This window comes from Anaerobacillus alkaliphilus, assembly GCF_004116265.1.
GTDB classification, from domain to species: Bacteria; Bacillota; Bacilli; order Bacillales; family Anaerobacillaceae; genus Anaerobacillus; species Anaerobacillus alkaliphilus.
Window position 1 is genome coordinate 44,598 of the sequence record NZ_QOUX01000039.1, and the last position, 23,613, is coordinate 68,210.

At 38.7% G+C, this 23,613-nt stretch carries 21 protein-coding genes; 16 read left to right on the top strand and 5 right to left on the bottom strand.

The genetic code is table 11. The features are described 5' to 3' along the window. Nucleotides 1-98 precede the first annotated feature (98 nt). Nucleotides 99-647: a LysM peptidoglycan-binding domain-containing protein gene (locus DS745_RS11990; protein ID WP_129078485.1), complete on the bottom strand. Its 549-nt coding sequence runs from the start codon at nt 645-647 to the stop codon at nt 99-101. 188 nt (nt 648-835) lie between these two features. On the opposite strand from DS745_RS11990, the gene DS745_RS11995 reads away from it, so the two are divergent. After that, nucleotides 836-1,315, top strand: coding sequence for a hypothetical protein (locus tag DS745_RS11995; RefSeq protein ID WP_129078486.1), 480 nt, complete (start codon nt 836-838; stop codon nt 1,313-1,315). Nucleotides 1,316-1,340: 25 nt separating this feature from the next. Here DS745_RS11995 and DS745_RS12000 read toward each other — a convergent pair whose 3' ends face one another. From DS745_RS12000 to DS745_RS12010, 3 genes are all read right to left on the bottom strand, one after another. Beyond that, nucleotides 1,341-1,775, bottom strand: coding sequence for a MarR family winged helix-turn-helix transcriptional regulator (locus DS745_RS12000; RefSeq protein ID WP_129078487.1), 435 nt, complete (start codon nt 1,773-1,775; stop codon nt 1,341-1,343). A 15-nt stretch (nt 1,776-1,790) separates the two neighbouring features. Beyond that, nucleotides 1,791-2,270 (bottom strand): glutathione peroxidase, encoded by a 480-nt coding sequence (locus DS745_RS12005; protein WP_129078488.1) that lies wholly within the window; start codon nt 2,268-2,270, stop codon nt 1,791-1,793. 114 nt (nt 2,271-2,384) lie between these two features. After that, complete coding sequence (locus tag DS745_RS12010; RefSeq protein ID WP_129078489.1) at nt 2,385-2,969, bottom strand: TetR/AcrR family transcriptional regulator; 585 nt, start codon at nt 2,967-2,969, stop codon at nt 2,385-2,387. Nucleotides 2,970-3,125: 156 nt separating this feature from the next. Here DS745_RS12010 and DS745_RS12015 point away from each other — a divergent pair, with 156 nt between their 5' ends. From DS745_RS12015 to DS745_RS12045, 7 genes are all read left to right on the top strand, one after another. Beyond that, nucleotides 3,126-5,186, top strand: a complete 2,061-nt coding sequence (locus tag DS745_RS12015) for an efflux RND transporter permease subunit (protein ID WP_241657809.1) — start codon at nt 3,126-3,128, stop codon at nt 5,184-5,186. Continuing rightward, nucleotides 5,186-7,018 carry a YhgE/Pip domain-containing protein gene (locus DS745_RS12020; RefSeq protein ID WP_196121245.1) on the top strand — a complete coding sequence of 611 codons (1,833 nt, stop codon included), beginning with the start codon at nt 5,186-5,188 and terminating at the stop codon, nt 7,016-7,018. Before DS745_RS12015 ends, DS745_RS12020 begins: the two co-directional genes overlap by 1 nt. 125 nt (nt 7,019-7,143) lie before the next feature. Further along, nucleotides 7,144-7,695 (top strand): GNAT family N-acetyltransferase, encoded by a 552-nt coding sequence (locus tag DS745_RS12025; RefSeq protein ID WP_129078492.1) that lies wholly within the window; start codon nt 7,144-7,146, stop codon nt 7,693-7,695. 111 nt (nt 7,696-7,806) lie between these two features. Further along, entirely contained in the window at nt 7,807-8,202 is a 396-nt protein-coding gene (locus tag DS745_RS12030) for a hypothetical protein (RefSeq protein ID WP_129078493.1), read from the top strand. Nucleotides 8,203-8,268: 66 nt separating this feature from the next. Further along, nucleotides 8,269-8,466: a hypothetical protein gene (locus DS745_RS12035; protein ID WP_129078494.1), complete on the top strand. Its 198-nt coding sequence runs from the start codon at nt 8,269-8,271 to the stop codon at nt 8,464-8,466. 113 nt (nt 8,467-8,579) lie between these two features. Beyond that, nucleotides 8,580-9,020 carry a GNAT family N-acetyltransferase gene (locus tag DS745_RS12040; RefSeq protein WP_129078495.1) on the top strand — a complete coding sequence of 147 codons (441 nt, stop codon included), beginning with the start codon at nt 8,580-8,582 and terminating at the stop codon, nt 9,018-9,020. A gap of 60 nt (nt 9,021-9,080) precedes the next feature. Then, a complete protein-coding gene (locus DS745_RS12045) occupies nt 9,081-9,926 on the top strand; it encodes an MBL fold metallo-hydrolase (protein ID WP_129078496.1) in 846 nt (281 codons plus the stop codon). A 37-nt stretch (nt 9,927-9,963) separates the two neighbouring features. On the opposite strand, the gene DS745_RS12050 is transcribed toward DS745_RS12045, so the two are convergent. Next, nucleotides 9,964-11,223: an erythromycin esterase family protein gene (locus tag DS745_RS12050; RefSeq protein WP_129078497.1), complete on the bottom strand. Its 1,260-nt coding sequence runs from the start codon at nt 11,221-11,223 to the stop codon at nt 9,964-9,966. A 141-nt stretch (nt 11,224-11,364) separates the two neighbouring features. Here DS745_RS12050 and DS745_RS25165 point away from each other — a divergent pair, with 141 nt between their 5' ends. The 8 genes from DS745_RS25165 to hutG all read left to right on the top strand — a co-directional run bounded on the left by DS745_RS25165 (nt 11,365) and on the right by hutG (nt 23,522). Further along, on the top strand, nt 11,365-11,481 hold the full coding sequence (locus DS745_RS25165; RefSeq protein ID WP_241657804.1) for a DUF6254 family protein: 117 nt from the start codon (nt 11,365-11,367) through the stop codon (nt 11,479-11,481). Between the two features lie 115 nt (nt 11,482-11,596). Beyond that, nucleotides 11,597-15,763 (top strand): tetratricopeptide repeat protein, encoded by a 4,167-nt coding sequence (locus DS745_RS12055; RefSeq protein ID WP_129078498.1) that lies wholly within the window; start codon nt 11,597-11,599, stop codon nt 15,761-15,763. A 94-nt stretch (nt 15,764-15,857) separates the two neighbouring features. After that, complete coding sequence (locus tag DS745_RS12060; protein WP_129078499.1) at nt 15,858-17,258, top strand: Na+/H+ antiporter NhaC family protein; 1,401 nt, start codon at nt 15,858-15,860, stop codon at nt 17,256-17,258. A 298-nt stretch (nt 17,259-17,556) separates the two neighbouring features. Next, nucleotides 17,557-18,024, top strand: coding sequence for a hut operon transcriptional regulator HutP (gene hutP, locus DS745_RS12065; protein WP_277750920.1), 468 nt, complete (start codon nt 17,557-17,559; stop codon nt 18,022-18,024). A 111-nt stretch (nt 18,025-18,135) separates the two neighbouring features. Further along, a complete protein-coding gene (hutH, locus tag DS745_RS12070; RefSeq protein ID WP_129078500.1) occupies nt 18,136-19,656 on the top strand; it encodes a histidine ammonia-lyase in 1,521 nt (506 codons plus the stop codon). Then, complete coding sequence (gene hutU / locus DS745_RS12075) at nt 19,653-21,320, top strand: urocanate hydratase (protein ID WP_129078501.1); 1,668 nt, start codon at nt 19,653-19,655, stop codon at nt 21,318-21,320. The genes hutH and hutU overlap by 4 nt, the downstream gene beginning before the upstream one ends. Continuing rightward, complete coding sequence (gene hutI / locus DS745_RS12080; protein ID WP_129078502.1) at nt 21,320-22,576, top strand: imidazolonepropionase; 1,257 nt, start codon at nt 21,320-21,322, stop codon at nt 22,574-22,576. Before hutU ends, hutI begins: the two co-directional genes overlap by 1 nt. After that, nucleotides 22,569-23,522: a formimidoylglutamase gene (hutG, locus tag DS745_RS12085; RefSeq protein ID WP_129078503.1), complete on the top strand. Its 954-nt coding sequence runs from the start codon at nt 22,569-22,571 to the stop codon at nt 23,520-23,522. Before hutI ends, hutG begins: the two co-directional genes overlap by 8 nt. Nucleotides 23,523-23,613: the final 91 nt, after the last annotated feature.

Sequence of the window (23,613 nt, forward strand, 5' to 3'; positions counted from 1 at the left end):
AGAAAAAGGCATGGAGGATCAACATCTCCATGCCTTTGAATAAAGTAGCAAGGTACTTAATTATTAGTATAGATCTTTACTAAGTTTTTAATAGGATGCTAGTTTAGTGGAATAACTATTTGTGACCCTATAGTTAATTCATACGGGTCTTCATTTGGGTTTGCTTCTAGTAAGTCATTAACACTTACACCATCATAAGCATTTGCAATATTATAGAAAGTGTTACCTGGTTGAATTGTATGATACAAGTAATCTTCACCTAATACGCTATCATAATTAACGATAACGATCTCTGACCCAATCTCTAAATGATAAGGGTCAATTTCAGGATTTAATCTAACTAAATCGTTTACAGTTACACCATCATAAGCAGCAGCGATCTCTGCTAGTGTATTCCCTGGTTGGATAACGTGTGTCACCACGTTTTCTGTCGGAACTGTGATTTCCGCTCCAGTTGGAATAGCATACGCATTATACTCATTTGCTTCCATTAAATCTTCTGTCGTCACATCATCATACTTTTGCGCTATTCCCCAATAAGTGTCTCCAGACTTTACTGTTACTGTTTCGTGTGCTGATACTCCGATAGCCCCAAATACTAAACTCACTCCTAAAATAGGGGCAATTATTCTTGTGGCTTTCTTCATGTATAACTCCTCCTTTAAGTAACTCTATTTATTACATACCTTTTTAAAAATATTTTAAACATGTATTGCTAAATAGTTGCACTGTGACCTGGTTCGAAAATAAAGTTTATATCCTCTAAGTAACTATATGGGCAACAATAGGGGGAAACTAAATGTTATCTCTAAGTAAGGTAAGGAGGTAATTTCTTATGCGACCGCAAATTATCCTTGGCATTGCCATCGTATTTTTTCTTTTCGTTCCACTAGGTGGGTTTGCAAATATTTTTCCGCTATTTGTCATTGGCTTAATTGTGTCAGGAATTGGATTTATCCTATATGCAATTTTCGTCAGAGAAAGAGAAGATCAATACAAATGGGTTTACTGGCTCCATCGTAGTGTGGTCTTTGGAATAGGGTGTCTGGCTTTCGTTGCTGGTACTTATAACTCCCTTGACCTACCTGCGTATTTTAAGAAGGAGTATGACACCATTCAAGGAATTCCCACAGAAATCATTTATTATGAACCAAGTAGGGGAGAGATTACAGGAACCTTTTCTATTACCATAGATGGCGAAATCTTTAGCATTGATCGACGCCTCGGGCAAGGTGTTGAGGATCTGGAAAATCGGATGTTTACGATCCGTTATTTACCTAGGTCAAAGTGGATCATAGATTATGAAATGAAATAAACAGGTGTAATAAGCTACACCTGTTTTACTTTCTACTTTTTAATTTCCCCTTCAAGAGCTGCAGCTGCTGCATTAATTGCTGATACTCTTCAAATTCAATACCACAGGTTAATACTTCTTCAGCAACTTTTTGATGAATGAGCGGCTTCTCTTCAATTGCTTTAGGAAGTAAATGGATATTGACACATCTTTCATCTTCTGTAGAGCGTTCTTTTCGTAACCACCCTTTCGCTTCCATACGGGCGAGCATTGGCGTTAATGTTCCCGTACCTAACTTGAGAGTTTGGCCTAACTCTTTTACCGTCAGACCGTCCTTCTCCCAAAGAGCAAGCAAAACAAGGTACTGTGGGAAGGTTAACTCAAACGATCTTAAGGCACTGGTATATAACTTTGTAAATTCACTGGAGGTCTCATAGATAGCAAAGCATAGTTGATTTTCTAGTGTCATAAATTCCTTCATTTTATCCTCTTTCAATTAATCGAATAACTTCTGTATATCTTCCTCAATTTTAGCTGGTGTCGTAGTAGGTGCGTATCTTTCGACAACATTACCATTTCGATCGACAAGAAATTTCGTGAAGTTCCACTTAATATTCTTTGAAAGAATGCCCTTCTTTTGCTCTTTTAAAAAAGTAAATAGGGGATCTGCATTATTTCCATTCACATCAATTTTAGCAAACATCGGGAAGCTTACTCCATAATTTAGTTGGCAAAATTGAGTAGTTTCTTCAATATTATCAAATTCTTGATTATTGAATTGATCACAAGGGAAACCGAGAATTTCTAAACCTTTATCATGATATTTTTCATACAACTCCTGTAGCCCTTCGAATTGAGGCGTTAGTCCACACTTACTAGCAGTATTGACAATGAGTAAAGCTTTACCTTCGTAATCTTTCAGTGATTTTTCGCTCCCGTTCGTTTGCAAAACATTAAAATCGTAGATAGTATCCAATTGAAATTCCTCCTACCTTTATTTAAATCGTGCAAGATTTAATCTTACACGATTTATTTTATCATATTACATATAGTAACAACTATTAGTTTACCCTAGAGCTTGATGAACATTTTATGAAGAATGTTCATCAAGGAAGATTGAAGACAATCCCTTATTTGAAAAATTATTTATGATTTCAGCCATTTCTTTTGGGGATTTGTCCATTCCGTTTTCTAACCAACTTTTAATCACAGATATACAGCCACTAACGACAAACATACTAATATATTCTGTTATTTTGGGATCGACGTTGTTGATAGTCATCCAGTTTTTCATTGTAAACTGTTGGGTAATATTCATAATCCTTTTTTGGAAATTGGTATCTCCATGTTCACTTAGAAGTGTTTGGCAGACATCACTTTTGGAGGCTATGTACTCTAGTATTTTTTCTGTCATTTGCAGTGCCTCATCTTCCTTTGTACAGTTAAATTGACTAAGCTTACCATACATATCTTCTATAATTTCTTCCTCGATTTTATTCAATAAGTCGAATTGATCGGAATAGTGAGAGTAATAGGTAGAGCGATTGATATCAGCTAATTCGCAAAGTTCTTTTACGGTAATAGCGGAGATTTGTTTTTCTTTTAATAAGGTCATGAGGCTATCCCTTAAAACCATCCGTGTGTATTTTTTTCGACGATCTAATTTTGCGGTCATAATAATCATTCATCCTTTTGTTTTTATAGATATCCAACATAAGTAGCTGATCTGTTGAGAACTAGACGTATGGCAAGAAACTGATTGTTGAATAAACAACACTGTGTTTATATAATGATAAAGTGAATTTGTTAAGAACACAAGAGAGGGTGAACGATTATTGGCATCGCAGCAAGAATTATTGAACATAAAAAATTAATTGTCTATGTTTTTGCGATTATAACAGCAATTTCAATGGTGGCACAATTCTTTGTGTCGGTTAATTATAATATGGTTGATTACTTACCAGATGAGGCGCAATCCACACAAGCTTTAGAAATCATGGAACAAGAATTTACCGCGTCTGTTCCGAATACAAGAGTGATGATTAACGACGTATCGGTACTAGAAGCGCTTATCTATAAAGAAAAGCTTGGCGCTATTGACGGTGTTTCGGACGTATTATGGTTAGATAATGTGTTTGATTTAAAAACACCGTTAGAGATGGCGGACAAAGAGTTAGTGGAATCTTATTACAAAGACCGTAAAGCGCTTTTCATGTTAAATGTTCGCGCAGGGGATGAAGTTGCTATTACGGACTCCATCTATGAGTTAATTGGTGATAGAGGGGCGATTACTGGAGAAGCGCTAGATACAGCGACATCTCAAAAAATGGCTGGTACAGAAGCTTTTTATGCGGCAGTATTGTTAGTTCCTATCATTATCTTTATTCTTGTTATCTCTACTACGTCGTGGGTTGAACCAGTGTTTTTCCTAACGGCAATAGGAGTTTCAGTACTCATTAATTTAGGAACAAACATTTTTATTGGGGAAGTGTCATTCGTTACCCAATCGGTTGCTCCGATTTTACAACTAGCTGTATCACTTGATTATGCAATTTTTCTGCTTCATAGTTTTGCCGATTACAGGAAGCAAACAAATAATCCAGAAGAAGCTATGCAACTTGCGATGAAAAAGTCTTTCCCGGCAATCGCAGCGAGTGCTGCAACAACCTTCTTTGGTTTTACAGCATTAATGCTGATGAATTTTGAGATTGGATCAGACCTTGGCTTGAATTTAGTGAAAGGAATCCTTTTAAGTTTTCTAAGTGTCATGGTCTTTTTGCCAGCACTAACATTAATGTTTTATAAATGGATGGATAAAACACAGCATAGAAGCTTTGTTCCGAGTTTCAAAGGAATTGGGAATAGTATTCTCAAAATTAAGTTTCCTAGCGTAATCATTGTTTTGATAGTCATTGTACCTGCATTCTTAGCACAAAGTAATACATCATTTACTTATGGACTTGGGGAGCAGCCAGAAACGAGCCGTGCGGGGAGTGACTTCCTTGCGATTGAAGAAATTTTTGGTGAGTCAGTACCGATTGTTATTCTAGTGCCTAAAGGGGATCTAGTAAAGGAGACTGAACTAGTTCAGGAGCTCCAAGAACTTCCTCAAGTGACAAGTGTAATCGCTTATGTAAGCTCAGTCGGCACTGTAATCCCTCCTCAATTTTTAGAGGAAACGATCACGAGTGAATTCTTTTCTGAAAATTACAGTCGGATTATCGTATATACGAATAGTGGTAAAGAAGGAGATTTGCCGTTTTCTGTGGTGGAAACTGTCCAGGGGTTAGCAGCGAGTTACTATGGAGATGAGGCGTTTAGCCTTGGTGAAAGTGTAACGTTATACGATATTAAAAATACCGTTACTAGGGATAATACAGTCGTTAATCTTATGACAGTCATTACGATTGCGATTGTTCTGATTTTTACATTTAGGTCCATTTCTATTCCGATCGTCTTACTAATTACGATACAGGCTGCAGTATGGATCAATCTTTCAATTCCGTACTTTACAGATACGTCTTTAGTATTTGTTGGTTACTTAATCATAAGTACTGTTCAGTTGGCAGCGACAGTAGATTATGCAATTTTATTCACGGAAACGTATAAAGAAGAACGTAAAGTGATGACGGCAGTAAAAGCAATGAAGAAGACATTAGATGAAAAAACATTTTCTATTTCTATCTCTGCAGCAATTCTTTCGAGTGTAGGATTTATTCTATGGTTTACTTCATCTAATCCGATTGTTTCGTCAATAGGATTGTTACTAGGACGTGGGGCATTACTAGCCTTTGTGATGGTTATGTGTTTCCTACCTGCCCTATTATTGTTAATGGATAAATTTATTTGCAAAACAACCTATAAAGCAAATTTTTATAAGGAGAAATGTTGATGAGAAAAAAACGATTTATGATAGTTGTTCTGGCTCTAATGCTAATCTTACCTGCATTTCTTGTGGATGCTAACCAATCGACTAGTACTTCTGTAGAAAAAGTGGTGGCTGAAAAAGCAGAGGGTGAACTAGCTTCAAAGGATGAAGTGGTGTATGCCAATTTACATGCCAATGGTGAATTACATGAGATTTACGTAGTAAACATTTTGGAAGTAATCAAAGCAGGGACAATTCTAGATTATGGTAAATATAGTAGTGTAACAAACCTCACCGATTTATCTGAAATTGAGCAGGTTGATGGCACGGTTCTTATTGATGCACCAGAAGGTAAATACTATTATCAGGGGAACATGAAGGAAAGTGGTCAATTACCATGGGATATCAAGGTATCCTACTTGCTAGATGGCACTGTACTATCTCCAGAAGAACTAGCAGGAAAAGATGGTCATGTAGAGATCAATATTTTTACGTCTGCTAATGAAAATGCTGATCGAGTCTTTTTTGAGAACTATTTATTACAAGTATCTTTAACCTTAGATCCAGATATTTTTCGAAATATTGAGACGAACGATGGCATGACGGTAAACGTGGGAAAAAATAAGCAAATTACGTTTTCAGTCATGCCAGATCGAGATGCAAAGCTTATCATTCAGGCTGATGCTGTAGATTTTGAATTACAAGGAATTGAAATTGCAGCTATTCCAATGTCGATGTCGATTGACACACCTGACATTGATGAGATGACTGAAGATATGAAAACATTAACAAGTGCAATTAAAGAGCTAAATGAAGGTGTTGGAAAACTAAATGATGGGGTTACGGAATTAAACGACGGTGTCACAAGTCTTAGAAACGGTTCTAAACAGTATCAGGACGGTATGACATCAATAAGTGATGCTTCTGGCGAGCTAGTGGATGCTTCGGATGCTATTAATGAAGCATTAGCGACAATTAGCCATTCACTAACTAACTCTGAGGGAATGGATCTAACAGAGTTGAAAAATTTGCCAGGGGGCTTATCGCAGATAGCTAATGGTCTTAATGAAACAGCCAATGGGTTATCTACTTTACGAGAGAATTACACAGTCGTTTATCAAACATTAGACAGTGCAATCATGGCCATTCCTCAATATCAGATTACTGAACAAGACATTCATGGATTGTATCAAAGTGGTGCAAATAAAGTCGTTGTGGACCAACTAGTTGAGACGTATACAGCTGCTTTAACTGCTAGAGCAACATATTCTGCTGTAAAAGAAGGGTTTGATGCAGTACATGTGACGTTACAGAAAGTGAGTGGAGCTATTAACGAAATGGGCGGTTCTTTAACTTCTATAGCAAATGGGCTTTCGTCTTCTCTTGAAAACATGGATGATGAAAATTCATTCGCACAATTACAAGAGGGCTTGGAAACATTAGCCATAAATTATCGAGAGTTCCATGCTGGATTAGTAAGTTATACAGGTGGCGTAGGCCAACTTTCTAACTCTTATAATGAATTACATGCAGGTATTATAGAACTCTCAGGTGGAACTGCAGAATTGGAAGACGGAGTTGGCGAGCTTTACGATGGCACCAATGAGTTGTATGATGCAACGAAGGACTTACCAGATCAAATGCAAGAAGAAATTGATAGCATGATCGCTGAGTATGACAGATCTGATTTCGAAGCTGTATCCTTTGTTTCATCTGAGAATGAGAAAATAAATTCTGTTCAATTTGTCATTAAAACTGAAAGTATTAAAAAAGTAGAACTAGAAACAAGCAAGATAGAGGTAGTAGAAGAAAAAGGATTTTGGGCTAGGCTTGTGCAATTGTTTTCTAGAGGGTAAATAGTCAGGAATGGGGACTCGAGATATTGGGTTCCTATTCTTTTTTTATAACATAGTAGAGGTAATAAATGTTAAAATTTATTGCAAGTTATTTTAAATAGGATAAAGTGAAGGATGGATTCGCAATGAAAATTTATCCAAAAGAGTACGAGAGTACCAGTTTAAGCTATACCATTAGGTCGGCAGTAGAGGCCGATGCACATAGTTTATCAAAACTTCGTCTTCAGATTGATGGTGAAACGGAATTTTTAGATAGAGAAAAAGGTGAGGGTTATATCGATGAACAAGAGTTTAAACAACTAATTGAGGATGACACGAGAAGTGACCGAAACATATTTTTAGTCGCTGAAGTAAATGAGAAAATCGTTGGATTTTCAAGGTGTGAAGGTAATACATTAAAGAGAAGTTCTCATAAGGTAGAATTCGGTGTCTGTGTGTTAAAAGAATACTGGGGGTATGGTATTGGTAAAAACTTTTTAAAAGAGTCTTGTCAATGGGCAGACGCAAATGGGATTAAGAAGATAGCTTTATACGTACTTGAAACGAACGAGAAAGCGATCGACCTTTATAAAAGGTTCGGATTTGAAGTAGAGGGTGTATTAAGAAATGATAAGTTCTTATCTGATGGAAATTACTATAACACGATAGTAATGGGAAGGGTCAAGGAAGGGGAATAAAGTCATTTAAATATTTTGCATAGGTAAAAGTCTAAATTATGGAGCAAGTCTTGTTTTTGTCCATATATATGTAGTAAGACGAACCTTACTCCCTAAAGGAGTGTGAAAACTATGCAAAATAGAATGGTTTATGGAGTCGCGATCCTCTTTAGTCTTGTCATTTATCTACTGTTGGTCATGCCACTTGATTTTGCTCAAAACCACAGCACATCCACGAAAATTGGCCTAATACCAGTAATTGTTACATTCCCGCTATTCTTTGCTTGGTTGTTTTTAAAGAAAGGTACTAGATTTTTCTTGGTAACAGTTCCATATTACTTCGTCGGATTATTCTTTTTGTACCGCGGATTACTATCGGAGGGCCAACTAACCATATTTGAATATTCATTCATTGAAAATCGAGGGTCATTGGCAGGTGTAGAATACTTTTTTCTCTATTTTCTCCTTAGTATATTTGGAGTAGTTCTACAGCTTATCTTCACGAAGTCACCACAGGACAAAGGTTAGCGATTACCATAACTCTTTTATGTTAATAATGGATAAGATTGATCCTATCTAGTAAGGGGTTTTGTTATGGAAGGACTATGGTGCCATTTAAAAGAGTCGCTTATAGCTTTTATAACTCTCGTCATTGTATATGTCATTGCGATCAACCTAGTTCCTATTAGCCCACAAGATAGGTACGTTGTCTATTTGGTGGCCCTGGTTATCTTTTTGGTAGGTAGGTGGATGTTTGCAAAGGGAAATGAAAAGAATGAAAAAGAACTTTAATTTTAAGGCCAAACATAACTTTGTTTGGTCTTTTGTCTGTATAAAAATAATGTTAATAACTGCTAAACTGCTATGGTAAAATGATATAAAAAATACATATGGAGTGAAAGTGCGTGATTTATCATATAGAAGTATCATTAGAGACTAAAGAGGAATTTTCTCAATTTTTGAGTTCAAAGATAAAAGAATACAATAATTTACACTCGCGCTTTCACCGTGAATCTCGTGAAAAGGGGGCAGTTGTCCCAATCAATATTATGGCGTCAGACGATTTAGGAAATTGTATCGGTGGAATTAGTGCAGAGGTATATTGGGGTTGGGTGGAAATCAATGATTTTTGGTTCCAAGAAGAATTTCGGAGTAAAGGTTTAGGGAGTAAGTTGCTTACGCAAGTAGAAGAAGTTTCGAAGGAAAAAGGAGCAACAAAAGCATTGTTAACTACTTTTGATTTTCAGGCTCGTTTCTTTTACGAGAAGAGAGGTTATAAAATTGCTGGTGAAATAAAGGATTATCCGCCAGGAAGTAGTTATTATACCATGGTGAAACAGCTGTAAAAAGTTAATCAAACGTTTGATTAATTTTTAAAAAAGCTTATACGACAAGGGGGATGACCTATGCAAACACTAGAAAAGCTAAGCGAGAGATTTTGGTTTCAAACACCGGTATCAGAAACGGATCGTCCTATCTTGGGTGCTGTCATTGGAGATAATCGTACGTTAATGATCGACTCTGGAAATTCTAAAGCTCATGCAAAATTATTTTTAGAGGAGCTTAAAGAACGAAATATAAAAGCTCCTGATTTAGTAGCAATCACCCATTGGCATTGGGATCATATCTTTGGGCTAGCTGCTTTAAATATGGTGTCACTCTCTTCTGAACTAACCAAAAAAGAGATGCAGAAACTACTTCCTTTTGCCTGGACGGATGACGAACTAGCAGAGCGGGTAAAAACAGGTGTAGAGATTGAGTTTTGCGCAAATGCGATAAAAGAAGAGTATGGGAGTGAGCGAAACATAACGGTACGCTTACCGGAATTGACGTTCAGAGACAGAATTGAGATTGATTTAGGTGGAGTTACTTGCGTGCTTCAACATGTAGGTGGAGACCATGCACCTGACTCTATTGTTGTATATGTAAAAGAAGAAAAGATTTTATTTTTGGGTGACTCGATATATCCAGATATATACTCTAGTAAGCGGAACTATACAATTGAGCGTACAAGACAATTATTAGACATGCTCGAAGAATTTGATGCAACAACGTATATCCTATCGCATTGGAAACCGATAACAAAGGCTAAGTACGAAGAGGAAACAACTTTTTTAAGAACTATTGCAGATCTAACAGAGAAATATCAAGGCGACTTAGATAGAATACAGACAGCATATCGAAACAAGATAATCAGAGAGTTAACGGAAGATGAGATTGAAACAATAGAGTATTTTGTTAATGGATTTTAAAAGTAATAAACGAAGTGGAGTGATACCCCACTTCGTTTTATGATTTTCCCAAAGGCGACAGCGCCTTTGTTTGATCAATATGAATAAATGCATCATATCGATCAGACAACCGAGTAGGAACATAATTTCCGTGGTGTTCGAACTGCGGATGATAGACAACACCAATGGCGCGGTGACCAATTATATCTTGAAAGTATTGCTTATTTTCGTCATTGAACATGATAAATTTATTCGTTGCCCCTGCCTTGTGAACGACGCTTTCCCAACTGCCTGAGGCCCCCTTTGGTACTGGCATCACTTTTGCTGGATCGCCCCATCTCTCAGCAGCAATTACAGTACCCTCATATGAGCCAAATCCAACAGCGTAAACATTCTCTTCGCCATACTGCTCACGGGTGAGCTGCCCGACGTTCACCATGCCTTCACTAGCCATATCTGTTGCACGAGCATCACCGATATGTGTATTATGCTCCCAAACAATCCCTTTGGCATTTGCACCATAGTAACTCCCAATGTAATGAAGTGCCTCTGCCATATGACGATCCCTTATATTCCAAGATTCACTATCGTTTGTCACCATTGTATGATAGTAATGTTCTGCATTGCTTGCTGCAATGGCGTTAATCTTTAGGCTAAGCGCAGCTTCAGGGTCCTCTTCGTACATTTTACGGTTTTGCTGTATCGTTTGGAGAAGTTCCATCACCTCACTCATACAATCCTCGCCGTAAAAGGCTGCTGAAATTCCATATTGTTCCGCTTTCCGCTGGAATGGTTCAAAGCATTCAATTGCATTTAATGCTTTTTCAATCTCAGGAGAGTTAATTTTTTTAAAATAATCAACAATTGCTTCCATTGACTCCCATAAACTGTAGACGTCAATCCCATAAAAACCAACTTTGTGTCCTTCAAGTTGTTCATTATAAGATCGTAACCACTCAATCAAATCGATCATCTCACGATTAGCCCACATCCAACTAGGCCATCTGTTAAATGATTTTTTTAAGACATCTTCGGCGCTTGTATAGTCAGAAGTCATTCCTTTTATGTAACGATTTACTTCGTAGCATGCTGGCCAATCTCCTTCAACAGCGATAAAGGAAAAGCCGTGTTCTTTAATGAGTTTTTTGGATATTTCTGCTCGGACAGTATAGAACTCACTTGTTCCATGACTTGCCTCACCAAGTAAGACATACTTAGCATTACTAGCTTTGTTAATCAAAGGCTTTAAGTCTTGAGTTTCTTTAAAAGGAACGCTATGTTTTGCTATCTGATCGATCAATTGATCAGTTTTAATCATGATCATCACCTCGTTGTTAGTATGATCGGAAAAAATAAAAACTCATCACATTTTTTGGTGAAGATAGGAAGGGATAATTGAGTTTGATTTTCGAGAAAATATAACCGTAACAAAAATCCTCTAAAAATAGGTGGGATCCTGATGACACAGTCAAAGTCGCAAGAAGACAGACAATTTCGTGCTCGTAAAGAAGCACAAAACCCACATGGGAAAATACGATCGTTAAAGGAAATTGCAAAAGATACTAAAAAAGAGTAGAGAATGAAAAGCCATCATGTAGGATGGCTTTTCTCCATTAATTGGCTCGTTATAATAGCTAAAAACATGCTATATTTGTGGTAAGGATTTTATTCAAAGGGGAAAAAACAAAGCGATGACATTCAAAATAGCAAATATAGAGGAAATAGTTTCTTTAAGTAAAGACATGAAGTACGATCAAGCATTGAATAGAATCGTGCAAATAGTCAAAGGGGTAAGAACCCATAACGAACTTAAAGCACTAACACAAGCGATTAAGGAAGACGAATTACTACCACTTCTTCGTGTTTTGGATGCTAGCTTAATGAGTCGATATAGTAGTTTACTAGTGAAATTGGTGAACCGTCAGAGGAAAAGCTCTTTTACGCAAATCCTTCAATGTCACGAATTAATCTATGCTGGCAAATATCTTGAAGCAGAGAAACAGTTAAAAGAGATGATCTCTAATCAGTCTATAGAAACTAAAGTGTTAGAACGTGCTTATTGGGCACTTGCTCATGGATTAATAGAAATGAAACGATTTGGCGAGGCCAATTACTACTTATTAGAACTTGAAAAAAATGCTACTGAACCTCTATACGATCGATGGGGTTTTTATTACTATCAAAAAGGAGATTGGGAAACGGCGAGGGATTATTTTTTAGAGGGAATAGAGCATGACCCAAAGCCGCAGTTCTGCTTTAGTTTATTGCAAGCACTTTACCTAGCTGAAGGGAAGCAAGGTGAGGCTTTGTCATTAATTGAAAAAGGAATTGCCCATGTACCGTACTATTTACCGCTACGTCTTGAGAAGGCCAAACGTTTAAAGGAGTTAGGGGAATGGGAAGAGTTTCTCCAGGCTCTCAGCGATCTTGAGGAAATTACTCCGTATCATGATTATCAGAATTACTTTCAATATTCGCGGGCGCAAATTTATTATGATACTGCTAAATATCAAGAATTTGAAGCGGTTATAACAAAACGGCCAAAGTTATTTAAAGAAGGCCCATATCAAGTAAGAGAAACCTATGATAAAGAGAAAATTAAACTTCAACGGACAAATGTAGTTGTTCAAAAATATAACTATTGTGTTCCCGCTACACTTTCGATGATTTTAGATCGATACGAGTTAAATAAGAGTCAGGAAGAGATTGCACAATCAATTTTTCAAATTAATGGGTCACGTTTAACGGTTGCTGTTGATTACTTAACAAAGCTAGAAATGAGTTGCCAGTTCTTTTTTGGCACGGTGGAAAATTACCAGAGACTCATAGACCTTGGTGTGTCGATTATCGTTTGTTTAGATTATCCGAATTCTTCGCACGTACAATTGGTTAAGGGGTTTGACGATAATTTGAACGCATTTTACTTCCAAGATCCGAATTTTCTTGAGCCGTTTTTTGTGACATATGTTGATTTCGAAAAGCATTATGGTAATAATCAATGTTTATCAATTGCGGTCATTCCCAATGGAGAAAAACAAAAGCTTTCTCTCCTAAATGAGGCAGAACATCAGCTAGTTGGGAACATGTATGAATTTTCCGATCGGATGGAAAAGAATGATCCAATAGCTGTAAAAGATTTTGAGAAGTTTATTAGCTTAGAAAATTCATTATATGCGCTGGGATATGTGGTGAAATTCTTTGGAAAAAATGATAGTGACGAAAAACTTCTAACTGACACTTGCAAAAAAATCCTTGAACTTCAGCCTGATTCAGACTACTTCAAGCTCATTATTGCTTATGCCTTCGCACGTGCAAATAAATATAAAGAAGCAAAAGCCATTTTGACGACTGTGAAAAATAAGAACGTTCATTTGTACCATTTTTTACTTGGAAGAATGGCGTACGATTTAGATGATTACATTGAAGCTAGTAGTCATTTTTACGAGGCGTTAAAGGTGGAAAGTGACCATTATGATACGTGGTCATACTTAGCTCTATGTTCATACTACGAGAATGATCAGCAAAAAGCGTTAGAGTACTCGGAAATTTCCCTTGATATTAATCGCAGTGATATCTGGAACCGAATGAACCACGGGTTTATGTTATTTAACGAAGAGAGATATACAGAAGCTAGATCGCTTTATAGTGAACTAGTAAAAGAGTATAAACATCATAGTCATGCATGGTACGAGCGAGCTCGTTGTGATCAAAATATGGGGCGCTTTCATCAAGCATTACGGGGGTTCCATGTTGCGAAGCGCTTAGACCCACACATGTCTTACCCATATACTGAAATAGCTAGTATTTACGCCGATCATTTCGATGATAGTGAGCTTGCAATGATAGAGCTTCAGGAGGGTTTTGCTAACTGCAGTCCGACAGACTATGCGTTGCTAATGACACTCGGGGATCTTTATGTTGCTCAAGAAATGTACAGTCAGGCAAGAGCTTGTTATGAAAAAGTAATTGAGCATCATGTGGACGAAAGCTCGCCGATCTTATCCTATGTCAAGGTTGTTTATGAGCTGGATGGAAGAGAAGTAGCGCTAGCTTTTTTGAAAGAGGAAACGAAGCGATTTCAGTTAGATGCCTCATTTATGCTCGATGCAGGCGAATGGCTATATCAACAGGCCTCAGGTGTAGAGGATGAACTGCAGGCTTTGGAGTGGTTAGAGTCTGGGCTTTCAATTGGGCCAAACAACTTAGAGTACAGCTGGAATCTCTATGTAAATCTAGTGGAGAACACTCCATACAATGAAAGAGCGCGTTTGTTTTTACAGGGTCAGTTGGCTAGTGACTATCCAGATGATGTAAATTTGATGTGTTATATTGGCTGTCTATATGAGACGGCTGACAAGCTTGATGTAGCTGAGGAATGGTTTAGCAAAGCGATGGAAAACGAAGAGGCAAATACATTTCCCTATTATCGACTAGGAGAGATGTATTATCATCAAGAAGACTATCAGAAAGCAGAGCCTTTCTATCAGAAGTGCTTAGAGTTAGATGAGGATTTTACAGTGGCGTATTTTCGCTTATCTTATATTGAAAAATTAAACGAGCGCCCTGAAAATGAATTTGATTACCTATTTATAGTTTTGAAAAAAGCTCCAGATGATTTAGTCTTGGACTATTTCTTTCAGCTGACTGAGCAAGTAGGGAAATTAGATGTCGTTGAGAGTTATTTAGAAGGCATTCAAGGTGAGGTGGCGGAGATTTGGCGCTTACAGACATTAGCGTTTATTGCTGGGTTACGAGGAGACGGAGCCCGTGAGGCTTTGTTACTTGAAACGGCATTAGCGATTGAGCCAGAGAGTGAACCGATTTTGAGCCATTATGCTTCCGTTTGTCATAAGCTACAGCTGTATGATGAAGCTGTAGATTTAACTTTGAAGTTGCTTTCAACTGATAGTCAAAATGAGAATTTACACGGTATACTGGTTGGTTCGTTAGTTGAAAAACAGCGTTTGGAATTGCTCGCGGAATTACTTATGGAAATAGAACTTTCTGATCCAGACAAAAGTGCTGTTTTTATGCATGCAGGAAATGCTGTTGTTCAGCAAATGATTGAATTAAAGCAAGAGTTAACGGGTGTTCAGCTCGAAGATTTTGATAGAATTATCATAGATTTATACAAACGATCTTACGAGTTGAATCCGGACAACGGCACCGGTGTTCATTGGCTTTGTGAGTATTACGTTCATCATGGGGCTGGACGAGAGATGGCGAAGAAAGAACTGTTGAATTATCTGCAAGATGGTTGGAATTTTGATTTGGCATTTTTCTTTGGTTATTTTACGCTCGAATATTGGGACCCATCGAACAGAGATCAATACGAACAAGCAGTAGAATTATTGGTTCGTTGTCTTGAAGAAGGTCGAGAGCTTGGGGCAATTCATAACAATCTTGGACAGCTACTCTTAAATCTCGCTCGAGTGGAGGAAGCTTTAGTTCATGTTGATCAAGCCATTGCAATTGAACCGGATCTATGTAATCCCTATTATGTGAAAAGTCGTATTTTTGAACATATAGGTGATTACGAACAAATGGAAGAGTGGGCAAGGCAGACATTACAGGTGGATGCAGACTATCTTCAAGCATATACGCAGCTGAGTATCGCGGTTCACCTTCAGGGCAGAACAGAGGAAGCAATTGAGTATACGCAACAATTGCTTGAGCGTGATCCATCGAACTTAAACGCTCATTACAATATGGCGTGCTTCTTGTCAGTTATTGGTCAAGTAAAGGAAGCATCTGAACATTTGCAGTTTGTTACAACAAGTGAAGATGACGATCGTCATTATTATTTAGAATTGGCTGAAAGTGATCCTGACTTGGATAATTTAAAGAAAATGAGCTAGGACCCCTTACATGGGGTTCTTTCTTTTTGACATACATAAATTACCCTTACTTGCCACAAGCTAAAAAAATCTTGTGTGAGTAGGAGGATTTGTTATGGAGGCAAGTTGGTTATCCATTATTCCTTTTTTAGTTGTTATCCCAATTGCTATCTATACAAAAGAGGTTTTACCGGGATTAATTGCTGGATTGCTGGTAGGCTGCTATATACTTTCACCATCGTTCATTGGTGGTATGCAGACGTTTCTTTTGTATGTTGTACAAGCACTTATTGATGAAAATAATATCAAAATTGTTGTGTTTCTTTATTCATTTGCAGGTTTAGTTGGCATGATTAAAGAAACAGGAGGAATCAAAGGCTTTGTTGAGAAAGCTGCTGAGAAAATTACTACGAAGAAACAGGCATTAACGATTACATACGTTTCGACAATCGGGACATTTATCGCACCGACCTTTCGCTTCGTAACAATCACGCCGATTATGAAAGCTTTATTGAAAAAAGTACCGATGTCGACGAAGGAATTAGGCTTTGTCATTGAGTCAACAGCAACACCGCTCATTGTGTTAATTCCTGTCGCTACCGCCTTTGTTGGTTACATGGTATCGGTTATTCAAATCTCCGTTGAAAATGTTGGCGGGCAGTTTGAACCATACTCTTTATTTATTCAGAGTATCCCGTTTAACTTTTTCGCAATTACAATTATCTTAGTAGGGATTTACTTAAGCTTCTTTCACAAATCACACACTGATGCACCGACCCAAATTGAGGGAGATCCTGAAGAGGACTGGCATGAGTGTCATCCAGCAGTTTCAAAGGAACTTCCGACGAAACCATGGAATTTAATCGTACCAATCATTCTTGTCATTGGGTTAACGTTATTTTTGACATGGTGGGACGGCGCAGTGAAAGGATTCACTTTTTTTGAAGCGTTTATTAATGCCAATGTCCTGCAAGCGATGGTTGTGGCATTACTAATAACTGTGTTTTTCACACTGGCATTTTATCTTTTTCAAAAATTTACGTTATCAGGGCTAATAAATAGTTTTATTTCTGGTGGAAATGATTTAATGTCAGTCATCGTGCTACTCTCAGTGGTTTGGGGTCTGTCATCCGTAACGGATGATTTAGGGTTTACCGGGTTTGTGACTGCACACACCAATTGGATCCCAACAAACTTTATTACACCGTTAATGTTTGCTTTTGGCGCGCTCATTTCGTATTTTATCGGCTCGGCATGGGGAACCTGGGGGATTTTAATGCCACTGGGGATCTCGCTTTCAATTGCTGGTGATGTATCGTTGCCACTCATTATTGGTGCAGTTTTTGCCAGCGGTTCTTTTGGCGCATTTGCATCACCTTTAAGTGATGATACAAATACGATCGCGAAGATTTTAGGATTATCAGTCATGGATTATGCCCGATTTAAGTTAAAGCCAGCACTGATAGCAGCTGGAATTACCGTAATTTTGTATACAGGTGTATCGTTCTTAATGTAAAATCGGCCGATTGGGCCGATTTTTTTGTTATGGTACGGATTTTTCGAAAAGGGGAGGGGACAAATAGTAGTATAATTTTTATTTACGGTCCAAACTAGGTAGTTTATGGTCCAAAATTGAAATTTACGATCCAAACTAGATGATTTATGATCCAAAATTGAAATTTACAGTCCAAACCTCCACGTTCAGCTAAAATACCCTATTTTTCCCAAGTCAACACAATAAATAGTTAGAATATTCATTGACTTCACATTACGAAGCGCTTACAATTATAGTAGACTTTTAGATACTTTAGACGATGAGAGAGTTGTTACGTATGACAACATTTAGTAAAGATCGCCAGATTGGGCGATTAGCAATCATGCTTTTACTTAGTGAGCACGACCAGGCTGAGCAGCAAAAAATGATTAGTGATTTAGGCTGGCTGGGCTGTACGGGTAAAGTTGGTTCAATGGATACCAACAAAGTTGTTGCCGCAATTGAAACCGCAGCAAAGAAAAACGGTGTCATCAAGAGCGATGTCTATCGCGAGTCTCATGCTTTGTACCATGCCATCATGGAAGCACTTAGTGGTGTCACGAGAGGGCAGGTGCAAATCGGCTCTGTACTAAGAACCGTAGGCTTAAGTTTTTCCATTCTTCGTGGCAATCCTTATGAGAGTGAGGCGGAAGGAGACTGGCTTGCTGTCTGTCTTTATGGAACAATTGGTGCTCCGGTTAAAGGGTCCGAACATGAAACAATAGGTTTAGGTATCAACCATATATAATGCCCATAGTAAATTAGTTATTTAGGGGGCTATATCAGTGAAATCACCCGATTTCCTTGATATAGCCCCTTTTCTATTGTCACTTTAGTTTGATAAAGGAGAGAAGTGGATATGGTTACATTAACAGGTCAGTCGCTGACTTTTCCCGACATAAAAAAAATCCTCTTAGACGGCGAAGAAGTATCAGCTTCAAAAGAAAGTATGGAGAAGGTCATTGCTAGTCGTAAAGCGGTAGAAAAAATAGTGGAAGACGAAAAAATCGTCTACGGAATTACCACGGGTTTTGGGAAATTTAGTGATGTATATATTGATAAAGAGCATGTGGAGTCCCTACAGTTGAACCTGATTTACTCTCACGCATGTGGTGTAGGAGAGCCGTTTCCTGAGATTGTCTCACGAGCTATGGTCGTTCTAAGAGCAAATGCATTACTGAAAGGTTTCTCAGGAGTTCGCCCGATTGTCATTGAACAATTGCTGAAGATAGTGAATGCAGGGATACATCCAATCATTCCGCAACAAGGTTCCCTAGGAGCCAGCGGAGACCTTGCTCCTCTATCTCATCTTGCCCTCGTTCTAATTGGTGAAGGCGATGTATTTTACAAAGGGGAAAAAACAACGGCTATGAAGGCTTTAACAAGTGAAGGGATCTTTCCAATCACGTTAACTGCCAAAGAGGGGCTAGCCCTCATTAATGGGACGCAAGCGATGACAGCTATGGGTGTAGTTGCTTATCTGGAAGCAGAAAAACTAGCGCTTCAATCCGAAATTATTGCTTCACTTACAATGGAAGGCCTCCAAGGAATAATTGATGCCTTCGATGAAGATATTCACCTTGCACGTGGTTATCAAGAACAAGTCGACGTTGCCAAACGAATTCGCACTCATTTAGTAGACAGTAAGCTCACCACTAGACAAGGGGAAGTACGCGTTCAAGATGCTTATTCATTACGTTGCATTCCACAGGTTCACGGAGCTACATGGCAAACTCTAGGTTACGTAAAAGAAAAGTTAGAAATTGAAATGAATGCCGCTACAGATAACCCGCTTATTTTTGATAACGGTGAAAAGGTGATCTCGGGTGGTAACTTTCACGGCCAACCAATAGCATTTGCGATGGATTTCTTAAAAATTGCCATGGCCGAGCTTGCAAATATTTCTGAGCGCAGAATTGAAAGAATGGTTAATCCACAGTTAAATGATTTGCCACCATTTTTAAGTCCAGAACCAGGTTTGCAATCAGGGGCAATGATTATGCAATATGTAGCAGCTTCTCTTGTTTCAGAAAATAAAACGTTGGCACATCCAGCGAGTGTTGACTCAATCCCATCTTCAGCAAATCAAGAAGACCATGTTAGTATGGGGACTATTGGTTCTAGACACGCCTATCAAATTATCACAAATGTTCGTCGTGTTCTTGCCATTGAAGCCATTTGTGCGATGCAGGCTTGTGACATTCGTGGTAGAGAAAAAATGGCGACGACAACACGTGAATTTTTAGATGAAGGCCGAAAAGTAGTGCCAATCATTACCGCAGATCGAATTTTTTCAAAAGATATTGAAGCACTGAATACATGGTTGAAAGAAAGTTGCGAGATTGAACATTACCAATATATAAGGGGCGAAAAAATATGACTGAGACAAAAAAACGAGTAGTAAGAGCAAATCGTGGATTAGAGCTTCAATGTAAGGGTTGGGAACAGGAAGCCGTGCTTAGAATGCTTTGTAACAATCTTGATCCAGAAGTAGCAGAAAAACCAGAGGATTTAATTGTTTATGGTGGCATAGGGAAGGCTGCACGGAACTGGGAGTCATTTGATACGATCGTTCAACAGTTAAAAACACTAGAAGCTGATGAAACGTTGCTGATCCAATCAGGCAAACCAGTTGGGCGCTTCCGTACTCATGAGCACGCACCGAGAGTGTTACTTTCTAATTCAGTACTAGTCCCAAAATGGGCGAATTGGGAGCACTTCAACCACCTCGAAAAACAAGGGCTAATGATGTACGGGCAAATGACAGCTGGAAGCTGGATTTACATTGGAACGCAAGGGATATTACAAGGTACTTACGAAACGTTCGCAGCAATTGCTAAAAAGCATTTTAATAACACATTAAGAGGAACAGTAACGCTAACTGCAGGTCTTGGCGGAATGGGGGGTGCTCAACCTCTAGCGGTTACGATGAATGATGGAGTCGTTCTAACAGTCGATGTAGACGCAGAGCGAATTCAAAAACGAATCGAGACAAGATATTGTGACCGGATGACGCATTCGTTAGACGAAGCATTAGAGTGGGTACTGGCTGCGAAAAAAGATGGAACACCACTTTCAATTGGACTCGTTGGAAATGCCGCTGAGGTTCATCATGAGATTTTAGCTCGTGGAGTCGAGATTGATATAGTTACAGACCAAACGTCAGCTCATGATCCGCTAAATGGCTATGTACCAGTAGGGTACTCACTTGATCAATCCAACGAATTACGTAAAGAAAATCCAGAACTGTATGTTCAACTTGCGAACCAAAGCATGAAAAAGCATGTTGAAGCTATGCTTGAGTTCCAACAACGCGGTTCAATTGTTTTTGATTATGGAAATAACATTCGTCAAGTAGCCAAAGATGAAGGCTTAGAGAATGCTTTTGATTTTCCTGGATTTGTTCCAGCCTACATTCGTCCACTGTTCTGCGAAGGAAAAGGACCGTTTCGTTGGGTAGCACTCTCAGGTGATCCAGAAGATATTTACCGTACAGATCGCTTAATTAAAGAGTTGTTCCCAGAGAATGAGGCGCTTTGTCGTTGGATCGATATGGCTCAAGAAAGGGTAGCTTTCCAAGGCTTGCCTTCACGTATATGCTGGTTAGGTTATGGTGAGCGGGTGAAAATGGGCCTTGCGATGAATGAATTAGTTCGTACAGGTGAGCTCAAAGCGCCGATTGTCATTGGACGTGATCACCTTGATTGCGGTTCAGTAGCGTCACCTAATCGTGAAACAGAAGCGATGCTTGATGGAAGTGATGCAGTAGGGGATTGGGCAATATTGAATGCATTAGTCAACACATCTGCTGGTGCAAGCTGGGTATCTGTACACCACGGTGGTGGTGTTGGTATGGGTTATTCTTTACATGCTGGAATGGTTGTTGTCGCAGATGGGACTGATCGAGCGAGAGATCGTCTTGAGCGAGTCTTAAACACAGATCCAGGAATGGGTGTTATACGCCATGCGGATGCAGGATATGAGCTTGCTAAAGAGGTAGCGAAAGAGAAAAATATTGTGATACCAATGGATGGAGGGAAATGATGACAGTACATGTAGATCTACTTCTAACAAATATTGGACAGTTATTACCGATGCGCTCTGAGGGCCCAAAGGCAGGCAAGGCAATGCAGGAGCTAGAGGTCATTGAAGGCGCAGTGCTTGGAATAAAAGATGGAAGAGTTGCCTTCATCGGAACCGATGCTTCAGATATTGAGTTTGATAAACTTATAGATTGTAAGGAGAAGCTTGTAACTCCAGGACTAGTTGATCCTCATACTCACGTTGTCTTCGGTGGCTCACGGGAACATGAGCTAGCTCTAAAACAGCAAGGAGTTCCTTACCTAGAGATTTTAAAACGAGGAGGAGGAATTCTCTCAACTGTTGAAGCAACAAGAAAGGCAACTTCCGAGGAGCTATATGAAAAAGCGAGTTTCCACCTTGACCGCATGCTAAGTTTTGGAACAACTACGGTTGAGGCGAAAAGTGGCTATGGATTAGATCGTGAAACAGAGCTGAAACAATTACAAGTGGCGAAAGAGCTTCAAAAAAATCATCAGATAGATATTGTTTCAACGTTTTTAGGAGCACATGCGATCCCGAAAACACATAAAGGAAATCCAGAGCTATTTTTAGAAGAAATGCTAGCCATGCTAGATGAAATTAAAAATCTTGAACTAGCAGAGTTTGTAGATATTTTTACAGAAACAGGGGTATTTACAGTTGAACAATCTCGTGAATATCTAAGAAAAGCCAAGGAAAAAGGCTTTGATTTGAAAATTCATGCTGATGAAATTGATCCGCTTGGCGGGACGGAAATGGCAGCTTCCTTAGGAGCAATTTCAGCAGATCATCTTGTTGGTGCTTCTAACGAAGGGATTCGTTTGTTAGCTGAGAATGGTACCATTGCTGTTTTGTTACCAGGAACAACATTTTATCTGGGAAAAAGTTCATTTGCTAGAGCAAGAGAGATGATTGAGCAAGGTGTTACAGTCTCATTAGCGACTGATTTTAACCCAGGTAGCTCACCGACTGAGAATTTACAGTTGATTATGTCGATTGCAGCATTGCAATTGAAAATGTCCCCAGAGGAAATTTGGAATGCGGTAACAGTAAATGCAGCTCACGCCATTGGTCGAGGTAACGAAGCAGGACAGTTAGCAGTTGGTAGAAAAGCAGATATCGTGATTTGGGATGCACCAAACTATTTATATATTCCTTATCATTATGGAGTCAACCATGTGAACAAAGTGATTAAAAATGGAAAGGTAGTTACTGAAAGGATGAAAATTCGTGAGTAGTTTTCAGTATCTAAAGCCCACAGGCTCACCTTTTGTTGACCGGCATGTGACACGTTTTTCTGATATCGTAAAGCCATGGAATGAACAAGAAATTGTTGGAGTTGGAATTGTTGGTGCGCCTCTTTCAAAATCATCAATAAGTCACTCTGGAGCGCATCTTGCTCCAAGTACGATTCGTAAGGCATTCTCGGCATTTACGACATACTCTATTGAAGATGATTGCGAGTTAAGTAGTTTTGAAATTCAGGATCTTGGTGATATTGTCATGCACGTAACAGACATCGTTCACTCACAAGATCGAATATATAAAACCCTGTCAGAGATTTACGCGACGAATCGTAAATTTCTCCCTATTATCCTTGGTGGTGATAATTCAATTACTTACCCAAGTATAAAGGCATTCTCCAAAGCTAAGGGTCGGGTCGGAGTAATCCAATTTGATGCTCATCACGATGTTCGTAATCTCGAAGATGGTGGTACAACAAATGGAACACCATTTCGAAGCTTACTAGAAAGTAATACAATTCTAGGTGAAAATTTAGTTCAAATCGGTATCCGTGATTTTTCAAATAGTAAGTTTTATCGTAAGTATGTCGACAGTCATGGAGTTACCGTTTTTACAATGAAGAATGTCCGCGAAAGACGAATAACTGAGATGATTGATGAGGCACTTCAAATGATGAAAGGTCAAGTAGATGTCATCTATGTCTCGCTAGATATGGATGTTGTTGATCAAGCTGAGGCACCGGGTTGCCCAGCGATTGGACCTGGTGGCATGAGTGCTGCTACATTAATTGAGGCTATTACTTATTTAGGTGAACAGCCAAAAGTTCAAGGCTTAGAAATCGTAGAGATTGATCCAACTGTGGATTTTCGCGACATGACAAGTCGATTAGCAGCACATGTGATCCTTCATTTTTTAAAAGGGAAGGCGAGAATAAAGTAATATCTGGTGGCCGTATGGAGATTCTATACGGCTATTTTTTTGGTTGAGTAATAATTGCCGCATTGGAATTTTCTGTTAAAATAGTAATAAC

Excerpts from the sequence above, each read along its gene's own strand:
- DS745_RS11990 (WP_129078485.1), bottom strand. The coding sequence starts at position 647 with ATGAAGAAAGCCACAAGAATAATTGCCCCTATTTTAGGAGTGAGTTTA.
- DS745_RS11995 (WP_129078486.1), top strand. The coding sequence starts at position 836 with ATGCGACCGCAAATTATCCTTGGCATTGCCATCGTATTTTTTCTTTTC.
- DS745_RS12000 (WP_129078487.1), bottom strand. The coding sequence starts at position 1,775 with ATGAAGGAATTTATGACACTAGAAAATCAACTATGCTTTGCTATCTAT.
- DS745_RS12010 (WP_129078489.1), bottom strand. The coding sequence starts at position 2,969 with ATGACCGCAAAATTAGATCGTCGAAAAAAATACACACGGATGGTTTTA.
- DS745_RS12020 (WP_196121245.1), top strand. The coding sequence starts at position 5,186 with ATGAGAAAAAAACGATTTATGATAGTTGTTCTGGCTCTAATGCTAATC.
- DS745_RS12025 (WP_129078492.1), top strand. The coding sequence starts at position 7,144 with ATGAAAATTTATCCAAAAGAGTACGAGAGTACCAGTTTAAGCTATACC.
- DS745_RS12030 (WP_129078493.1), top strand. The coding sequence starts at position 7,807 with ATGCAAAATAGAATGGTTTATGGAGTCGCGATCCTCTTTAGTCTTGTC.
- DS745_RS12035 (WP_129078494.1), top strand. The coding sequence starts at position 8,269 with ATGGAAGGACTATGGTGCCATTTAAAAGAGTCGCTTATAGCTTTTATA.
- DS745_RS12045 (WP_129078496.1), top strand. The coding sequence starts at position 9,081 with ATGCAAACACTAGAAAAGCTAAGCGAGAGATTTTGGTTTCAAACACCG.
- DS745_RS12050 (WP_129078497.1), bottom strand. The coding sequence starts at position 11,223 with ATGATTAAAACTGATCAATTGATCGATCAGATAGCAAAACATAGCGTT.
- DS745_RS25165 (WP_241657804.1), top strand. The coding sequence starts at position 11,365 with ATGACACAGTCAAAGTCGCAAGAAGACAGACAATTTCGTGCTCGTAAA.
- DS745_RS12055 (WP_129078498.1), top strand. The coding sequence starts at position 11,597 with ATGACATTCAAAATAGCAAATATAGAGGAAATAGTTTCTTTAAGTAAA.
- DS745_RS12060 (WP_129078499.1), top strand. The coding sequence starts at position 15,858 with ATGGAGGCAAGTTGGTTATCCATTATTCCTTTTTTAGTTGTTATCCCA.
- hutP (WP_277750920.1), top strand. The coding sequence starts at position 17,557 with ATGAGAGAGTTGTTACGTATGACAACATTTAGTAAAGATCGCCAGATT.
- hutH (WP_129078500.1), top strand. The coding sequence starts at position 18,136 with ATGGTTACATTAACAGGTCAGTCGCTGACTTTTCCCGACATAAAAAAA.
- hutU (WP_129078501.1), top strand. The coding sequence starts at position 19,653 with ATGACTGAGACAAAAAAACGAGTAGTAAGAGCAAATCGTGGATTAGAG.
- hutI (WP_129078502.1), top strand. The coding sequence starts at position 21,320 with ATGACAGTACATGTAGATCTACTTCTAACAAATATTGGACAGTTATTA.